14 protein-coding genes, 1 tRNA gene and 1 riboswitch are annotated in these 17,512 nt (G+C 38.4%); of the genes, 11 read left to right on the plus strand and 4 right to left on the minus strand.

What is annotated here, in order from left to right; all coding sequences use genetic code 11:
* Nucleotides 1-24 precede the first annotated feature (24 nt).
* Entirely contained in the window at nt 25-873 is an 849-nt protein-coding gene (locus tag B7703_RS07975; RefSeq protein ID WP_084924357.1) for a YitT family protein, read from the minus strand.
* 140 nt (nt 874-1,013) lie between these two features.
* Here B7703_RS07975 and B7703_RS07980 point away from each other — a divergent pair, with 140 nt between their 5' ends.
* The 8 genes from B7703_RS07980 (at nt 1,014) to B7703_RS10165 (ending at nt 13,196) form a co-directional block, all read left to right on the plus strand.
* Entirely contained in the window at nt 1,014-1,853 is an 840-nt protein-coding gene (locus tag B7703_RS07980) for a DegV family protein (protein ID WP_084924358.1), read from the plus strand.
* A gap of 107 nt (nt 1,854-1,960) precedes the next feature.
* The gene (locus B7703_RS07985) at nt 1,961-2,236 is read left to right on the plus strand and encodes an HU family DNA-binding protein (RefSeq protein WP_001284642.1); all 276 of its coding nucleotides are present in this window, start codon (nt 1,961-1,963) and stop codon (nt 2,234-2,236) included.
* A 214-nt stretch (nt 2,237-2,450) separates the two neighbouring features.
* The gene (gene ccdA2 / locus B7703_RS07990; RefSeq protein WP_060628265.1) at nt 2,451-3,158 is read left to right on the plus strand and encodes a thiol-disulfide oxidoreductase-associated membrane protein CcdA2; all 708 of its coding nucleotides are present in this window, start codon (nt 2,451-2,453) and stop codon (nt 3,156-3,158) included.
* 11 nt (nt 3,159-3,169) lie between these two features.
* Nucleotides 3,170-3,736, plus strand: a complete 567-nt coding sequence (sdbB, locus tag B7703_RS07995) for a thiol-disulfide oxidoreductase-associated lipoprotein SdbB (RefSeq protein WP_084924360.1) — start codon at nt 3,170-3,172, stop codon at nt 3,734-3,736.
* 122 nt (nt 3,737-3,858) lie between these two features.
* Complete coding sequence (locus B7703_RS08000) at nt 3,859-5,250, plus strand: APC family permease (RefSeq protein WP_084924362.1); 1,392 nt, start codon at nt 3,859-3,861, stop codon at nt 5,248-5,250.
* 142 nt (nt 5,251-5,392) lie between these two features.
* Nucleotides 5,393-6,310 carry a zinc-binding lipoprotein AdcAII gene (gene adcAII, locus B7703_RS08005; protein WP_084924363.1) on the plus strand — a complete coding sequence of 306 codons (918 nt, stop codon included), beginning with the start codon at nt 5,393-5,395 and terminating at the stop codon, nt 6,308-6,310.
* A 7-nt stretch (nt 6,311-6,317) separates the two neighbouring features.
* A complete protein-coding gene (locus tag B7703_RS08010; protein WP_084924365.1) occupies nt 6,318-9,443 on the plus strand; it encodes a pneumococcal-type histidine triad protein in 3,126 nt (1,041 codons plus the stop codon).
* Between the two features lie 210 nt (nt 9,444-9,653).
* The gene (locus B7703_RS10165; protein ID WP_084924366.1) at nt 9,654-13,196 is read left to right on the plus strand and encodes a pneumococcal-type histidine triad protein; all 3,543 of its coding nucleotides are present in this window, start codon (nt 9,654-9,656) and stop codon (nt 13,194-13,196) included.
* Nucleotides 13,197-13,231: 35 nt separating this feature from the next.
* Here B7703_RS10165 and pepT read toward each other — a convergent pair whose 3' ends face one another.
* Nucleotides 13,232-14,455, minus strand: coding sequence for a peptidase T (gene pepT / locus B7703_RS08020; RefSeq protein ID WP_045611725.1), 1,224 nt, complete (start codon nt 14,453-14,455; stop codon nt 13,232-13,234).
* 153 nt (nt 14,456-14,608) lie between these two features.
* Between pepT and hemH the strand changes: the two genes are divergently transcribed.
* Nucleotides 14,609-15,703 carry a ferrochelatase gene (gene hemH / locus B7703_RS08025; protein WP_045611723.1) on the plus strand — a complete coding sequence of 365 codons (1,095 nt, stop codon included), beginning with the start codon at nt 14,609-14,611 and terminating at the stop codon, nt 15,701-15,703.
* Between the two features lie 41 nt (nt 15,704-15,744).
* Here hemH and mscL read toward each other — a convergent pair whose 3' ends face one another.
* Nucleotides 15,745-16,122, minus strand: a complete 378-nt coding sequence (gene mscL, locus B7703_RS08030; RefSeq protein ID WP_023932701.1) for a large conductance mechanosensitive channel protein MscL — start codon at nt 16,120-16,122, stop codon at nt 15,745-15,747.
* An 81-nt stretch (nt 16,123-16,203) separates the two neighbouring features.
* On the minus strand, nt 16,204-16,635 hold the full coding sequence (locus B7703_RS08035; RefSeq protein WP_084924368.1) for a GtrA family protein: 432 nt from the start codon (nt 16,633-16,635) through the stop codon (nt 16,204-16,206).
* A 28-nt stretch (nt 16,636-16,663) separates the two neighbouring features.
* A riboswitch (PreQ1 riboswitch) is annotated at nt 16,664-16,761 on the plus strand.
* Between B7703_RS08035 and B7703_RS08040 the strand changes: the two genes are divergently transcribed.
* Together B7703_RS08040 and B7703_RS08045 are read left to right on the plus strand one after the other, a co-directional pair.
* Nucleotides 16,759-17,268 (plus strand): QueT transporter family protein, encoded by a 510-nt coding sequence (locus tag B7703_RS08040; RefSeq protein ID WP_000737073.1) that lies wholly within the window; start codon nt 16,759-16,761, stop codon nt 17,266-17,268. Its footprint overlaps the riboswitch before it by 3 nt.
* A 100-nt stretch (nt 17,269-17,368) precedes the next feature.
* Nucleotides 17,369-17,441 (plus strand) — tRNA-Thr (locus B7703_RS08045).
* Nucleotides 17,442-17,512 lie beyond the last annotated feature (71 nt).

A 17,512-nucleotide genomic window follows, 5' to 3' on the forward strand; every position in this document is an offset into this window, starting at 1 on the left:
ATCAATTCAGTACATTACCTCTTTTTATTCTTTTTCAAAGGTGAATCCTTCTCCTAGGATTTCATGGGCTTCTGTAATAGTTATAAAGGCTTGAGGATCGATTCGATGAATCATTTCCTTCATTTTTACAATTTCATTTCTTCCGACAATACAGTAAATGATTTTTAAATCTTCTCGACTATAATAACCTTGACCTGAGATGAAAGTAACGCCTCTTCCTAGGTCATCATTAATCGCCTTAGCAAGTTGGTCAGGACGTTTTGTAATAATCATAAATCCTTTACCTGCATAGCCACCTTCACCAATCAAATCAATGACACGCGAAACGATAAAATCAAATAAGAGCGTGTAGGAAACCAATCTCAAATCCTTGAAGATTAGGAGAATAAGCATGAGAATACAAAAATCTAAGATAAAGAGCAGTTTCCCCATAGATATATGAGTGTATTTATTGAGAATACGAGCTAAAATATCAGTTCCCCCTGTTGTACCTCCAGCATTAAAAATAATTCCAAGACCAATTCCCAATAGAATCCCAGCTATAAGGGCTGTGATCAGTAAATCACCTTGAAGATCAATATGAAGGGGAATACGCTCAAAAAAAGCCAACCAGGCGGACAAAGCTAAGGTTCCTAGTAAACTAGAATAGAGAGATTTTGCTCCAAAAATCTTCCAAGCTAGGATGAAAAGGGGAATATTAATCAGCAGGTTCATGAGAGAAACGGGGATTTTAAAAAGATAAAAGGTGATGAGAGTAATACCTGTTGCCCCTCCTTCAAAGAGATGATGGGGAACTACAAAATAAGTTAGACCAAAAGCATAAATAGCAGCTCCTAATAAAATGGTTAAAATGGGGTAAATTTTTTTAATCATAGGGACCTCTTTTCTTATAAGTAGATTATATCAAATTTTTAAGGAAAATTTGATTGACTCCATTAGGATTTTTAATCTTTTTTTGATATAATTAAAAGTAAGAAAACCAATCTGAATCCTAAAATAGAAAGATTGATACTATGACAAAAATTAAGATTGTAACCGATTCATCTGTTACTATTGAACCTGAACTAGTAAAACAATTAGATATCACTGTTGTTCCTTTATCTGTAATGATTGATAACGTTGTTTATTCTGATGCGGATTTGAAAGAAGAAGGTAAATTTCTTCAGTTGATGCAAGCAAGTAAGAACCTCCCGAAAACAAGCCAGCCCCCTGTAGGTGTCTTCGCTGAAGTTTTTGAAGACCTATGCAAGGATGGTAGCCAGATTCTTGCTATTCATATGTCCCATGCTCTTTCTGGTACTGTAGAAGCAGCGCGACAGGGTGCTAGTTTATCTACTGCCGACGTGACAGTTATTGATAGTTCCTTCACTGACCAAGCCCTGAAATTCCAGGTTGTTGAGGCTGCGAAGTTAGCACAAGAAGGAAAAGATATGGAGGCAATTTTATCTCATGTAGAAGAGGTTAAAAACCACACAGAACTCTATATTGGTGTTTCGACTTTGGAAAATCTTGTTAAAGGTGGACGAATTGGCCGTGTAACTGGATTGTTGAGCTCACTTCTCAATATACGTGTTGTCATGCAGATGAAAGACCATGAATTGCAGCCAATCGTTAAAGGTCGTGGAGCTAAAACTTTTAAAAAATGGTTAGATGAGTTGATAATGTCGCTCTCTGAACGTTCTGTAGCAGAGATTGGAATTTCATATTCTGGCAGTGCTGATTGGGCCAAAGAGATGAAAGAAAGCTTACAAGCTTATGTTGAAAAGCCAATTTCAGTTTTGGAAACGGGCTCTATTATTCAAACTCACACGGGTGAGAACGCTTGGGCTATTTTAGTACGTTACTACTCTTAAAAAAATAAATAAAATGGGAAGAAATAGCGTTTTTAACTTGACCTAAAAGGGATTTTAGGATATGATTATATTTGTTAATTAGAAATAAAATTGGAGGAATCATTAACATGGCAAACAAACAAGATTTGATCGCTAAAGTAGCAGAAGCTACAGAATTGACTAAGAAAGACTCAGCAGCAGCAGTTGAAGCTGTATTCTCAGCAGTAGCTGACTACCTTGCAGCTGGTGAAAAAGTTCAATTGATTGGTTTTGGTAACTTTGAAGTTCGTGAGCGTGCTGCACGTAAAGGTCGCAACCCACAAACTGGTAAAGAAATCACAATTGCTGCTTCTAAAGTACCAGCATTCAAAGCTGGTAAAGCTCTTAAAGACGCTGTTAAATAATCAGCCTTTAAAAAGCCTATTGTATCAAGCTTTCTAGCTTGGTCAGTAGGCTTTTTTGTGTATAGAGGGCAAAAAAGGGGCCAGAATCTGAATGAACTAGTACCGGAACAAATATTTCAAATATTGGCTAATTCAAATTGCGTAGCAGAAATCATACAAATGAAATTGATTATAGTAAAATAGGATATGAATTATTAAGAAAGTTGGTTCTTTATTGGAAACGATAGTATTTTCAATCTCTGTTTTTCTAGCGGGTGTTTTATCCTTTTTTTCTCCTTGTATTTTTCCTCTTCTACCAGTCTATGCTGGAATTTTATTGGATGATCAGGAAAGTGCAAAAAGCTTCTCTCTGTTTGGAAGGAAAGTCGCTTGGTCAGGTTTGATTCGAACGCTTTGCTTTATTGCAGGTATCTCTCTCATTTTCTTTATCTTAGGATTTGGTGCTGGTTACCTTGGTAATATTCTCTATGCCAATTGGTTTCGCTATACCATGGGAACGATTATCATCATTTTAGGCCTTCACCAGATGGAAATTTTTCATTTTAAGAAATTAGAGGTTCAAAAAAGCTTTACTTTTAAGAAATCAGAAGCCAATCGTTATTGGTCAGCCTTTTTACTCGGTATTACTTTTAGCTTTGGTTGGACGCCTTGTATTGGTCCAGTTTTAAGTTCTGTTTTAGCGCTTGCCGCTTCTGGAGGTAATGGTGCTTGGCAAGGTGCAATCTATACCTTGATTTACACTCTGGGGATGGCCATTCCTTTCTTGGTTTTGGCACTAGCTTCAGGCGTAGTTATGCCATATTTTAGTAAAATTAAACGTCATATGATGCTACTAAAGAAAATTGGTGGTTTCCTTATTATTTTAATGGGAATTTTGTTACTATTAGGACAAGTAAATGTTCTAGCTGGAATTTTTGAATAAAGGAGAAAAAGATGAAAAAAGTAATGTTTGCTGGCTTAAGCCTCTTGTCATTAGTTGTATTGATAGCTTGTGGTGAGGAAGAGACTAAAAAGAGTCAAGCACCAGAACAAGCCCCAAAACAGCAGCAACAAGCGACTGTACAACAAATTGCTGTTGGGAAAGAGGCGCCAGATTTTACCTTGCAATCAATGGATGGCAAAGAAGTGAAGTTATCTGATTATAAGGGTAAAAAGGTTTATTTGAAGTTTTGGGCTTCATGGTGTGGTCCATGTAAAAAAAGTATGCCTGAGTTGATGGAATTAGCTGCAAAACAAGATCGTGACTTCGAAATTCTTACTGTTATTGCACCAGGAATTCAAGGTGAAAAAACTGTTGAGCAATTCCCACAATGGTTCCAAGATCAAGGTTATAAGGATATCCCAGTTCTTTATGACACAAAAGCAACCACATTCCAAGCTTATCAAATTCGAAGCATTCCTACAGAATACCTAATTGACAGTCAAGGAAAGATTGGAAAGATTCAATTTGGTGCTATCAGCAATTCGGATGCAGAAGTAGCCTTTAAAGAAATGAACTAGAATCGATAAAAATCTGATTACAAGAGAGTAGTCAGTTTTTTTTAGAAAAACATTTTATAAATATTCACAAATGTCCTATATTTATGGTAAAATAGAATCATCATTTTATTTTGGAGTCAAAGATGAATATATTTAGAACAAAGAATGTTAGTTTGGATAAAACGGAGATGCACAGGCATTTGAAGTTATGGGATTTGATTTTGTTAGGTATCGGAGCCATGGTAGGGACAGGTGTCTTTACTATAACAGGTACTGCAGCCGCAACTCTAGCGGGTCCAGCGCTAGTGATTTCAATCGTCATTTCTGCCTTGTGTGTGGGATTATCAGCCCTCTTTTTTGCAGAATTTGCTTCGCGAGTACCCGCTACAGGTGGTGCCTACAGCTATCTCTATGCTATTTTAGGAGAATTCCCAGCTTGGTTGGCTGGTTGGTTAACCATGATGGAATTCATGACAGCCATATCTGGTGTGGCTTCGGGTTGGGCAGCTTATTTTAAAGGCTTGCTCTCTCAATACGGGATAGCCCTTCCTCAGGTTTTAAATGGTACCTTTAATCCTCAAGCAGGGACATTTGTTGATTTATTGCCTATTCTTGTCTTGGTTCTAGTTACCTCGCTGGTTTTACTTAATGCTAAGGCGGCCTTACGCTTTAATTCTATTCTAGTGATTTTGAAATTTTCCGCTTTAGCTCTCTTTGTTTTAGTAGGAATTTGGCATATCAAACTTGATAACTGGAGTAATTTTGCCCCTTATGGTTTTGGCCAAATATATGGTGCTAGTACGGGTATTATGGCTGGGGCGTCCTTGATGTTCTTTGGTTTTTTGGGGTTTGAATCCATCTCTATGGCTGTAGATGAGGTCAAGACTCCTCAAAAAAATATTCCTAGAGGGATTGTCTTATCGCTTTCTATCGTAACTATTCTTTATGCCTTGGTGACTCTTGTTTTGACTGGTGTGGTTCACTATAGTCACCTAAATGTCGACGATGCCGTTGCCTTTGCTCTTCGCAGCATTGGGATTAGTTGGGCAGCCAACTATGTGTCATTAGTGGCTATTTTGACCTTGATTACGGTTTGTATCTCGATGACCTATGCCCTATCGCGTATGATTTACAGTTTAGCGCGTGACGGCTTGATGCCTGCTACCTTTAAAGAACTAACCAAAACAAGCAAGGTACCAAAAAATGCTACTATCTTGACCGGTCTAGCTTCAGCAGTAGCAGCAGGAATGTTCCCTCTTGCTAGTATCGCAGCCTTCTTAAATATTTGTACCTTGGCCTACTTGATCATGCTGGCTTATGGTCTGATTCGTTTACGGAAAGAAAAAGGAATGCCCAAAGCTGGAGAATTTAAAACACCATTAGTACCCTTATTACCTATTTTATCAATCATCATTTGTTTATCCTTTATGTTGCAGTATAATATGGAAACCTGGATTGCTTTCCTAGTTGCATTGTTGATAGGAAGTATCATTTACTTTTCTTATGGCTATAAGCATTCTACCATAGAAGAATAAAGTGAGAATCTGTTGAGTTATTGAAACTCAGCAGATTTTTATATGTGAAAGAAATTTCAAATTTTTTCTAAAAATAGCTTGACAGATTAAATTTTTAGGAGTAAACTGTTTACCAGTTAATTAAATAGTTAAGGAGTTATCTATGAAGAAAAAAAGTTTATTTTTAGTATTGTTAAGTGTCTTTCTTTTGTGTTTAAGTGCTTGTGGGCAAAAGGAAAGCCAGTCAGGTAAAGGGATGAAAATTGTAACTAGTTTTTATCCTATCTATGCTATGGTCAAGGAAGTATCTGGTGATTTGAATGATGTTCGAATGATTCAGTCAAGTAGTGGAATTCACTCCTTTGAACCTTCGGCAAATGACATCGCGGCCATCTATGATGCAGATGTCTTTGTTTACCATTCGCATACGCTTGAATCTTGGGCAGGAAGTCTGGATCCCAATCTAAAAAAATCCAAAGTTAAGGTTTTAGAGGCTTCTGAAGGAATGACCTTAGACCGCGTCCCAGGGCTAGAAGATGTGGAAGCAGGTGATGGAGTTGATGAAAAAACGCTTTATGATCCTCACACATGGTTAGATCCTGAAAAAGCTGGCGAAGAAGCTCAGATTATCGCTGATAAACTTTCAGAAGTTGATAGTGAACACAAAGAAACTTATCAAAAAAATGCGCAAGCCTTTATCAAAAAAGCTCAAGAATTAACTCAGAAATTCCAGCCTAAATTTGAAAAAGCGAGTCAGAAGACATTTGTAACACAACATACAGCCTTTTCTTATCTTGCTAAACGATTTGGACTTAATCAGCTTGGTATTGCAGGTATCTCTCCTGAACAAGAACCAAGTCCAAGACAACTAACAGAAATTCAGGAATTTGTTAAGACCTATAAGGTTAAGACGATTTTTACAGAAAGTAATGCTTCTTCAAAAGTAGCTGAAACTCTTGTCAAATCAACGGGTGTGGGTCTTAAAACTCTGAATCCTTTAGAGGCAGATCCACAAAATGACAAGACCTATTTAGAAAATCTTGAAGAAAATATGAGTGTTTTAGCAGAAGAATTGAAATGAGGAAAGAATGAAAATCAATAAAAAATATGTGGCGGGTTCGGTGGCAGTCCTTGCCATAAGCATTTGTTCCTATGAACTTGGTCGTTACCAAGCTAGTCAAATTAAGAAAGATTCTAATCGAGTAGCTTATATAGATGGTGATCAGGCTGGTCAAAAGGCAGAGAACTTGACACCTGATGAAGTCAGTAAGAGAGAGGGAATCAACGCCGAGCAAATTGTTATCAAGATTACGGATCAAGGTTATGTGACCTCTCATGGAGATCATTATCATTACTATAATGGCAAGGTTCCTTATGATGCCATCATCAGTGAAGAACTCCTCATGAAAGATCCGAATTATCAGTTGAAGGATTCAGACATTGTCAATGAAATCAAGGGTGGTTATGTCATTAAGGTAGACGAGAAATACTATGTTTACCTCAAGGATGCCGCCCATGCGGACAATATTCGTACAAAAGAAGAGATTAAACGTCAGAAGCAAGAACACAGTAGTAATCACGGGGGTGGCTCTAACGATCAGGCAGTAGTTGCAGCCAGAGCTCAAGGCCGTTATACAACGGATGATGGGTATATCTTCAATGCATCTGATATCATTGAGGACACGGGTGATGCCTATATCGTTCCTCATGGCAATCACTTCCACTATATTCCGAAGAGTGATTTGTCTGCCAGTGAATTAGCTGCTGCCCAAGCCTTCTTATCTGGGAAAGGTGGCCAATTAAGTACGGTTGAATATCGTTCAAGTAGAGCTGAAACAAGATCTAGTGTGAGAATGAGTCAATCTGAAGCTCCTCAAGATTCTGCCAAAGCTCCTGAAAGTCAAAGTGAGGATTTAGCTAGTCTCCTTCAAGAATTATACGCTTTGCCACTTAGCCAACGTCATGTGGAGTCTGATGGATTAGTATTTGACCCAGCACAGATTACAAAACGTACTGCCAATGGTGTGGCAGTGCCTCACGGGGATCATTTCCATTTCATTCCTTACTCACAAATGTCTGCCTTGGAAGAAAAATTGGCTCGAAATCTTCCAATTGGAGGTCAGCCAATTCAAAGTCATACTGATAATCCGAAACCAAGCAGTACAGATAAACCAAGTTCAACACCAAGTTCACCGATTAAACCAAACTTTAATCTCAATACGCCGGCACCGAATAGAGCAACTGGAGGCGCCTATACAACGGATGATGGGTATGTCTTTAGTCCGTCAGATGTGATTGAAGATACAGGAGACGCTTTTATTGTACCGCACGGCAACCATTTTCACTATATACCAAAAGGCGCTTTGTCTGCAGGGGAATTAGCTGCAGCCCAAGCCTATTGGAATGGGAAGCAGTCTCATTCTGCTACAAGTTCAAGTAAACCAAGTAGTGATAATGCTAAACCAGCCCAACCAAGTTTGACAGAGACTCCTAATCTGACTGTCACCCCAACATATCATCAAAATCAAGGGGAAGACATTTCAACACTTCTAAGTGAATTGTATGCCAAACCTTTGTCAGAACGACATGTAGAATCTGATGGTCTAGTCTTTGATCCGGCACAAATCATCAAACGTACAGCTAACGGTGTCGCAGTTCCTCACGGAGACCATTATCACTTTATCCCTTATTCCCAAATGTCACCGCTGGAAGAAAAATTGGCTCGTATGGTAGCTGTCAAGGGACAAAATGGCAGTGTTTTGCCAAGCGTCACTCCTCTGAAGCCAGCGCCTACTACCAAACCTCAAGCACCAGTGGGAAATAAACCGACAGAATTTGATGTCAACCAGGTTGTTAGAAAAGTTGGCGACGGTTATATTTTCGAGGATAAGGGAGTCAGTCGTTATGTTCTAGCTAAAGACCTGGCCAAGGATAAGATTGACGCCATTGAAAATCTCTTGTCTAAGAAAACTCAAGAGACACATGCCCTAGTTGCGAAGAAAGAAAATGTCGTTCCTCGTGACCAAGAATTTTATGATAAAGCATATAATTTATTGGCCGAGGCTCATAAAGCCTTGTCTGAAAATAAGGGTCGTACTTCTGATTTCCAAGCCTTAGACAAATTAGCGGAACGCTTGAATGATGAATCTTCTAATAAAGGAAAATTAGTAGATGATTTATTAGCATTCCTAGCACCAATTACCCATCCAGAACGTCTTGGTAAGCCAAATTCTCAAATTGCTTATGCAGACGATGAAATTAAATTAGCGAAATTAGCAGGTAAGTATACAACAGAGGATGGCTATATCTTTGACACTCGTGATATTACCAGTGATGAGGGAGATGCTTATGTAACACCTCATATGACCCATAGCCATTGGATTAAGAAAGAGAGTTTGTCTGAAGCTGAAAGAGCAGCAGCTCAGGCTTATGCTAAAGAGAAAGGTTTGACGCCTCCTTCAACAGATAATCAGGGTTCAGGAAATACTGAGGTTAAAGGAGTAGAAGCAATCTATAATAAAGTGAAAGCAGCTAAAAAGGTTCCACTTGATCATATTCCTTACAATCTACAACATACTGTTGAAGTTAAAAATGGTAGCTTAATTATACCTCATTACGACCATTACCATAACATTAAATTTGGGTGGTTTGACGAAGGACTTTATGAGGCACCTAAAGGCTATAGTTTAGAGGATCTCTTTGCGACTGTAAAATACTATGTAGAACATCCAAACGAACGTCCGCATTCAGATAATGGATGGGGAAACGCAAGTGACCATGTTCGTAAAAATAAGGCAGACAAAGACAGTAAATCTGATGAAGATAAGGAAGATCATCATGAATCAGACGAGTCAACCCGTCCTGAATCCAATGGAAAAGAAAATCATACAGGTTCAACCCCTTCAGCAGATAATCTGTATAAACCAAGCACCGATACGGAAGAGACAGAGGAAGAAGCTGAAGATACTACAGATGAGGATAAAGTTCCTCAAGTAGAGACTGAAAAAGTAGAAGCCAAACTCAAAGAAGTAGAAGCTCTACTTGCTAAAGTAACGGATGCTAGTTTGAAAGACAATGTGACAGAGAGCCTATCTGGTTTACGAAATAATCTGAGTCTTCAAACCATGGATAATAATGGCATCATGGCAGAAGCAGAGAAACTACTTGCTTTGTTAAAAGGTAGTGAGTCAGTTACGACGAAACCAGAAGCATAAGTTTATCCTATTAAATCAATATGATGTAAGAGTCAGTAGCAATACTGGCTTTTATTTTTTTAAAATGACATAAAAATCTTGACAGATAAACTTAAAAAAGGTAAACTATTTACTGGTTAATTAATTGGTTAAATAACCAGTTTAGAAAAACTGTTTAACCGAGAAAAAGAAGTTAAGAAAAGCTTCATCATTTATTGAAATGAGGGATTTATGAAATTCAGTAAAAAGTATATTGCAGCCGGATCAGCTGTTATCGTATCCTTGAGTCTTTGCGCCTATGCACTGAACCAGCATCGCTCGCAGGAAAATAAGGACAATAATCGTGTCTCTTATGTGGATGGCAGTCAGTCAAGTCAGAAAACTGAAAACTTGACACCAGATCAGGTTAGCCAGAAAGAAGGAATTCAGGCTGAGCAAATTGTCATCAAAATTACAGATCAGGGCTATGTGACGTCACACGGTGATCACTATCATTATTATAACGGGAAAGTTCCTTATGATGCCCTCTTTAGTGAAGAACTTTTGATGAAGGATCCAAACTATCAACTTAAGGATGGAGATATTGTCAATGAAGTCAAGGGTGGTTATATCATCAAGGTAGATGGAAAATATTATGTCTACCTGAAAGATGCAGCTCATGCTGATAATATTCGAACTAAAGATGAAATCAACCGTCAAAAACAAGAACATGTCAAAGATAATGAGAAGGTCAGCTCTGATGTTGCTGTAGCAAGGTCTCAGGGACGCTATACGACAGATGATGGTTATGTCTTTAATCCAGCTGATATTATCGAAGATACGGGTGATGCTTATATCGTTCCTCATGGAGGTCACTATCACTATATTCCAAAAAGTGATTTGTCTTCTAGTGAGTTAGCAGCAGCAAAAGCTCATTTAGCTGGCAAAAATACGCAACCGAGTCAGCTAAGCTATTCTTCAACAGCTAGTGAGAATAATACTCAATCTACAGTGCAAGGATTAACTAGCAAGCCAGAAAGCAAAGTTGAAAATCTCCAAAGTTTATTGAAAGAACTCTACGATTCACCTAGCGACAAACGTTACAGTGAATCAGATGGTCTGGTCTTTGACCCTGCTAAGATTATCAGTCGTACACCAAATGGAGTTGCGATTCCGCATGGTGACCATTATCACTTTATTCCTTACAGCAAGCTCTCTGCTTTAGAAGAAAAGATTGCTAGAATGGTGCCTATCGGTGGAACTGGTTCTACAGTTTCTACAAATGAAAAACCTCATGAAGTAGCGTCTAGTCTAGGAAGTCTTCCAAGTAATCCATCTATATTGAATAATGCTTCTTCAACGTTAAATAAGGAAATTCCTTCAACATCTGATGGTTATATCTTTAATCCTAAAGATATCGTTGAAGAAACAGCCACAGCTTATATCGTCAGACATGGTGATCATTTCCATTACATTCCTAAGGCGAATCAAATTGGTCAACCGACTCTTCCAAATAATGGTCTAACAACACCTTCGCCATCTCTTCCAGTCAATCCTAGTGTTTCACATGAGGAACATGAAGAAGGTGGACACGGCTTTGATGCCAATCGTATTATTGCTGAAGATGAAGCAGGATTTATCATGAGTCACGGCGACCACAATCATTACTTCTTCAAGAAGGATTTGACTGCTGATCAAATCAAGGCAGCGCAAGACCACTTGAAAGGGGCAAATACAGCAACACCAAGCCCATCCAATGATGAGCACGATGGCGATGATCATGACCACCATCATGATGAAGACCATGATCATGGTTTTGATGCCGATCGTGTCATCAGTGAGGATGATCAAGGCTTTGTCATGTCACACGGTGATCATAATCATTACTTCTTCAAGAAAGATTTGACAGCAGAGCAAATTAAGGCTGCACAAGACCATTTGAAAACACATCATGATGCGGAGCCTGTAAAACCTCTTGCTAAAACGGTAGAGTCTTTCTCAAGAGATGCTAGCGATGAAGAAAAGATTGCTTATATTTCTAAAACATACGGAGTTCCACTTGAAGCGATTAGAATTTCAAACGGATTCTTTGTCTTTGGAAATCCAGACCAAGCTTATGATCCAACTCATATCCATCCCTATGCTGTTCGTAAGGAACACGTTCGACTTCCACTCCAGACTGGCAATCCAGAACTTGATTTCCTAAACGAACTCTACACGACTGCTTTGAGAGATGGCGTGTCTCCGTATAGCTTACAGGTAGAAAATGGTAGTTTTGTGATTCCTCATGGCGACCATAATCACTACATCAAGGTTCAAACTAAGGGATATGAAGTGGCTTTGAAAAACAAGATTCCAGCCCTGCAATCCAATTATCAACCTGGAGCTTTTGATGAGAAGGCAGTCTTGGCAAAAGTAGATCAACTTCTAGCTGATAGCAGAAGTATCTACAAAGACAAGCCTATCGAACAAAGACAAATTGAGTTAGCCTTAGGTCAGTTTACTGAAAACATGAAGAAACTGGCAACTAACTCTACAGCAGGTTATCTTGCGACACTTGATCTTTTTGATAAGCAATATATCCATATTGATGAAAGTGTCAAACCTGTTGTAACCAGTGCTCTAGATAAGAAATATCAGGCCTTGATTGATAAAATCAATACACTGGATACAGACTCTTATGGACTTCCTAAGAAAGATCTTCTTGTTCGACTTCAAGAAGCTAAATTGGCAAAAGATGAGGCTGGTTTAGCAGCGGTTGAATCACAACTTCAAGCTCTTCAAGACTTTAATGATCGAACAGGTGTTACAACTGTAGAATACATCAAGTATTTCTACGAACACGTAAATGACGGTCGTTTGAGTGATGAACTTCGAAACAAAGTAGCTCAGTTGACTTGGACCTTGTATCAATCTCAATCCTTCCTTAAGGCAGCAGAATTGAACAAATTATTCCCAAGCATCTATCAGGCAAAACAAGAAGTGGAAGAAGCTTTGAAAGCTCAGCCAACTACTTCGAAATCAAGTCAGACAGTTCTAGATACTGAAAAAGTTGATAATCAAAGTGCCAAGACAGCTATTTATGGCTTCTTGAAAGAATTGTACGGAGACTTTATGCCTGAAGAGCATGTCAATCATGTTAGAAAGGAAGAAGTAGAAAGCCTCTTGAGCAAGGCAAATCAACTCTTGGAGCAAATCCAAGAAGAAGGAATCAGACAATCCTTGGCAGAAGAAGTAGAAAATCTCAAAGTTGCCACAAACAAGGCTGATGCAGACTTGGATGAAGTAAACAGTCAGGTAAAAGATGTCTTGACTCGTATCGCTAGCGCCCTTCAACAAGAGAAGGAAAATGCTGAGCAAGATCCTCAGACACTTGTACTCTATCAAAAACTTTACGATATCCTCATGTCACTTCACGCATATTTAGAAAACAATAAGGGTTCTGATGCGGACTTTGATAAGGTGGATGCTCTACTAGATCAACTTTCTGCTAAGAGTAAAGATAAGGCTGCTTTACTTGAATTGACAAAAGCTATTCTGGTCTTGAATCAAGAAATCAAGTCAAAATCAAGCGCAAGTGAAGAAACAACTCCAGCGACAAATGCTGAGTCAAATGGTGACAAGACAAGTACCGAAACTGAAACATCAGCAACTGCAGAATCAAATAGTGAAACTGCAAGCGACGAAAACAAACCAAGCAACACAACAGATTCTAAACCTGCTGAACCAGCTTCAGAAAAGGAAACAACAGAATCTACAACAAGTACTGGAAATCAAGAAAAACCAGCAGAATAAAAAGAAAGGCGAAGTAGCTAAGCTACCTCGTCTTTTTAGTCTTTATAAGCTACGATACCAATGATGGTATCAACTGCACGTTCCATAGTCTGAAGGCTGACGTATTCAAAACGTCCATGCATATTTTCTCCACCCGCAAAGATATTAGGAGTTGGGATTCCCATAAAGGAAATCTTAGAGCCGTCTGTCCCTCCACGGATTGGTTCGATTATAGGAGTAATCCCCAAATCTTCCATAACTGCTTTGGCAATGGTAATTGGAGTCATATCTTTTTCAATGACTTCTTTCATATTGTAGTACTGGTCTGTCAAGTTTAGGGTGACACGGTCGCTACCAAGTATTTGATTCATCTTATCAGCGATAGATTGCATGGCTGCTTTACGCGCTTCAAAGGCATCTTTTTCAAAATCACGAATGATGTAGCTTGCACGCGCCTCCTCGACACTACCTGTCACATCCATTAGATGGTAGAAGCCTTGGTAACCTTCAGTTAACTCAGGTCTGTCATTCTCTGGAAGTTGATTGTGAAAATCAATTGCTAACTGAAGGGCGTTGACCATTTGCCCTTTGGCAGTACCAGGGTGGACATTGCGTCCTTGGAAATGCAATTCAGCACCCGCTGCTGAAAAGGTCTCGTACTGAAGTTCACCTAGTGGGCCACCATCAACTGTGTAGGCAAAATCAACATCAAAATCTTCTGCATCAAATTTATTAGCACCAACACCGATTTCTTCATCTGGACCAAAACCAACACGAATCTCACAGTGTTTGATTTCAGGGTGAGCAGTTAGATATTCAATAGCAGTCATAATTTCAGCAATCCCTGACTTGTCATCAGCTCCTAGCAAGGTTGTTCCATCTGTTGTGATGAGCGTTTGTCCTGTATATTTCTCAAGACTCTTAAAGTCAGCTGGATCGAGTTTGAAACCAGAATTTCCAAGTTCAATCACACCACCATCGTAGTTTTCAATTACCTGGGGATTAACTCCTTCGGCATTAAAGTCAGCAGTATCCATGTGAGATATAAAGCCAATTTTTCGTGTTAAAGATGGATCATTGGCTGGCAAGGTCCCAATTGCAAAACCATTTGGTAGATAATAAACATTTTGTAATCCAACACGTTTCATTTCAGGAATAAGAACATTTGTAGCAAAATCTACCTGACTCTGCGTACTTGGAGTAGTAGTAGAGTGTTCATCAGAGCGCGTATTGACCTTAACGTAGGTTAAGAAGCGGTCCAAGAGATTGGGATAAGTCATAAAAAACTCCTTTTGAATTCATTTTTTCCATTGTATCATAGAAATGAGAGAAAAACAAAAGACAGAAGTTAGGGAAATTCGCTATGTTGGCGTTTACTTATTAATGGATAAATGATAAAATAAACTTGATAAAAATATCACAAGGAAGCGATTATGAAAAAAGCAATTTTAATGATGACTTTCGGTTCGCCAGAAGAGATTACCTTTGAAGGTGTGGCTGATTTTTTCACAAATATTCGTCGTGGAGTGAGACCTCAAGACCACGAAATTCAAACTCTCTATGATAATTATGTACGAATTGGCGGCACGCCTCTGCAAAAAATTACGCGTGAAGAGGTTGCCTTGGTAGAGGCTAGGCTGGGAAATGAGTATAGTGTTTATTTTGCTAATAAGTTTTCCAGTCCCTTTATTCCAAATGTGATTGGTCAGATGGAAGCAGACGGCATTGAACAGTGTATTTGCTTGATTTTGGAGCCCCATTATTCTTTCTACTCTGTCATGGGTTATGAGAAATTTTTAGAAAGCAAGCAAATTCAATTTTTAGTCATTAAGGACTGGTATCAAGAAGAAGCGCTATTAAACTATTGGGCAGATGAAATTGGTAAAATTTTAAAAGAAGAAGTAAAGCAGGATAGCTTTAAAGTCATCTTTTCAGCCCACAGTGTGCCCATTTTTGCCTTGGATTTTGGTGACCCATATATTGACCAAATTTTTGAAAATAGCAAGCTTGTCGCTGAAAAACTAGGTTTGAGTTCTGAGCAATATACTAACACTTGGCAAAGTGAAAGTGATATCGGGATTCCATGGATTAAGCCAGATGTCTTAGAGTATCTCAGAGAACGGAAAGAACATCCAGACCATTATATTTTTGTTCCTATCAGCTTCATTAGCGAGCATATTGAAGTCTTGTTTGACAATGATGTGGAATGTTATGACTTATGTCAGGAATTTGGTGTAAACTACCATCGTCCACCAATGCCAAATACAGATTCTCGTTTGATTGATGCCTTGGTTAATACAGTCAGAGCTAATGAGGACAAAGAGTTTAAGGAATTTCTCCCAGAAGAAGAAACCTTTGATGAGTTAGTTCCTTCAGATGAGACGAAAAATATCTTGGCCGAATCTCAAGATTTACAAATGCCAGAATTTGTGAAAAAATTGATTGAGAAAAAAGGTCGGGAAAATGTTAAGATGCCTTATCTTATTAAGAAAATGCTTGAGAAAGCAGGTAAGTTACCAAAAGAGTAAAGAAAAAAGGATTTAGCTTTGCGCTAGATCCTTTTAATCGATTATTTTTTCTCAAGAAGAGCTTTGATTTCTTGAAGGACTTCCAATTCGGTTGGTTTTTTTTCGTCAGTTTTTTCTTCCTTTATGCCAGTGAGTTTCTGTGCTTTTTCAATACCCTTGATAATAAAGAAGAGGGCGGTACCCACAAAGATAAAATTGATAATAGCACTTAAAAAGTTACCATAGCCGACTCCATGCCAAGAAAGTTGAGCGATACGTTCGACTTTAGCAGCTTTCAAAGCGGGATTTAAAATAAGAGGAGTGATAATGTCGTTTACAAGTGAAGTAACGATAGCACCAAAAGAAGAGGCAATGACAACACCGACAGCAAGGTCAATCACATTTCCTCGAAGCAAGAATGATTTTAGATTTTTTAACATACTGTTTTCCTTTCAACGTTTCGTGTTTCATTGTATCCTAAATCATTATAGAAGGCAATTAAAAGGCTCATAAATGGAGCATTATTTTCTAAAAATATAGACCTTGCTCAAGATATAATTGATGATAATAATGAGTATTTGTGCAATTATTGTTTCAATAGCATTTATCTTATCAATGTTTTCATTTACGAATTGACCTATGATGTGAGGAAATTGGGTTACAAAGAGAAAAGTTAAAAACAAATCTAACAGAAAAGTAGAAAGGCGGGCAAGAGAAAATTTCAATAAACGGATAAGCCGATTCTTCCTTGCTTGCTTAAACACGATTGTATCATTTGTGATAAAGGCAAAGAGGATACCGATACTATTTGCTAGGGCAGTAGCAAGGAGTTCTTGATGACTTAGTTGATAAATGAATAGTCGTGAGAGAATCGAAACTAGAGTTGTTGCAAGGCCAAAAAAGAGATAGGCTAAGATTTCATTGTTAAAAAATTTTTGAATAGGAATTTTCATGGTTTAAGTATAGCATAAAGCAGGCTATTGTGCTATACTAGTAAGGTTGAATAAAGCAACCCTTGGTGCTTAGCTTCTTTCACCAAGCATATTACACGCGGATAACCCGCTAAAGGAGAAAAGATGAAAAAATTAACTATTCGTGATGTTGCAGATATTGCAATCGTCGCTGCTATCTATGTCGTTTTGACTGTTACACCGCCTCTAAATGCCATCAGCTATGGTGCTTATCAGTTCCGTATTTCAGAAATGATGAACTTTATGGCTTTTTACAATCCCAAGTACATCATCGGAGTTACCATCGGTTGTATGATTGCTAATTTCTTTAGCTTCGGACTGCTAGATGTCTTTGTTGGTGGTGGATCAACCTTGGTATTCCTCAGTCTAGGTGTTTGGCTTTTTGCAAAATACAGCAAAGATTACCTCTTTAATGGATTAATTCGAAAAGATCATTTCTTCTTTTCAATCCTCTTTTCAATTTCCATGTTTACCATCGCTGCAGAGTTGAATATTGTAGCGCAATTACCATTTTTCCTTACTTGGTTTACAACAGGAGTTGGTGAATTTGCCTCATTGATTATTGGAGCGATTATCATTGGTAAAATTGGTCGTCGAATTGATTTAAGCAAATAGAAGAAGACCAGCTGGGTAGTTATTACTTGGCTTTTTCTTATGGAAAATTTCTAAGGAAACCTTGACAAGTTTTTCTAACTATAGTATACTTTTTAAGTAAGCTGATTTAGCTCAGTTGGCAGAGCGCATCCATGGTAAGGATGAGGTCGCCGGTTCAATCCCGGCAATTAGCATGAAATAGACAGGGAAACTCTTGAATACAAGAGTTTTTTCTTATGCTAGCGAGAAAAAATTCTGACTTTTG

This window comes from Streptococcus mitis, assembly GCF_002096735.1.
Taxonomy (GTDB): domain Bacteria; phylum Bacillota; class Bacilli; order Lactobacillales; family Streptococcaceae; genus Streptococcus; species Streptococcus mitis_CZ.

What these genes read in the sequence shown, in the direction of transcription:
- pepT (WP_045611725.1), bottom strand. Translation starts at nt 14,455, where the DNA reads ATGACTTATCCCAATCTCTTGGACCGCTTCTTAACCTACGTTAAGGTC.
- mscL (WP_023932701.1), bottom strand. Translation starts at nt 16,122, where the DNA reads ATGTTAAAAAATCTAAAATCATTCTTGCTTCGAGGAAATGTGATTGAC.
- sdbB (WP_084924360.1), top strand. Translation starts at nt 3,170, where the DNA reads ATGAAAAAAGTAATGTTTGCTGGCTTAAGCCTCTTGTCATTAGTTGTA.
- B7703_RS07985 (WP_001284642.1), top strand. Translation starts at nt 1,961, where the DNA reads ATGGCAAACAAACAAGATTTGATCGCTAAAGTAGCAGAAGCTACAGAA.
- B7703_RS10165 (WP_084924366.1), top strand. Translation starts at nt 9,654, where the DNA reads ATGAAATTCAGTAAAAAGTATATTGCAGCCGGATCAGCTGTTATCGTA.
- B7703_RS08000 (WP_084924362.1), top strand. Translation starts at nt 3,859, where the DNA reads ATGAATATATTTAGAACAAAGAATGTTAGTTTGGATAAAACGGAGATG.
- adcAII (WP_084924363.1), top strand. Translation starts at nt 5,393, where the DNA reads ATGAAGAAAAAAAGTTTATTTTTAGTATTGTTAAGTGTCTTTCTTTTG.
- B7703_RS07980 (WP_084924358.1), top strand. Translation starts at nt 1,014, where the DNA reads ATGACAAAAATTAAGATTGTAACCGATTCATCTGTTACTATTGAACCT.
- B7703_RS08010 (WP_084924365.1), top strand. Translation starts at nt 6,318, where the DNA reads ATGAAAATCAATAAAAAATATGTGGCGGGTTCGGTGGCAGTCCTTGCC.
- B7703_RS08040 (WP_000737073.1), top strand. Translation starts at nt 16,759, where the DNA reads ATGAAAAAATTAACTATTCGTGATGTTGCAGATATTGCAATCGTCGCT.
- B7703_RS08035 (WP_084924368.1), bottom strand. Translation starts at nt 16,635, where the DNA reads ATGAAAATTCCTATTCAAAAATTTTTTAACAATGAAATCTTAGCCTAT.
- hemH (WP_045611723.1), top strand. Translation starts at nt 14,609, where the DNA reads ATGAAAAAAGCAATTTTAATGATGACTTTCGGTTCGCCAGAAGAGATT.
- B7703_RS07975 (WP_084924357.1), bottom strand. Translation starts at nt 873, where the DNA reads ATGATTAAAAAAATTTACCCCATTTTAACCATTTTATTAGGAGCTGCT.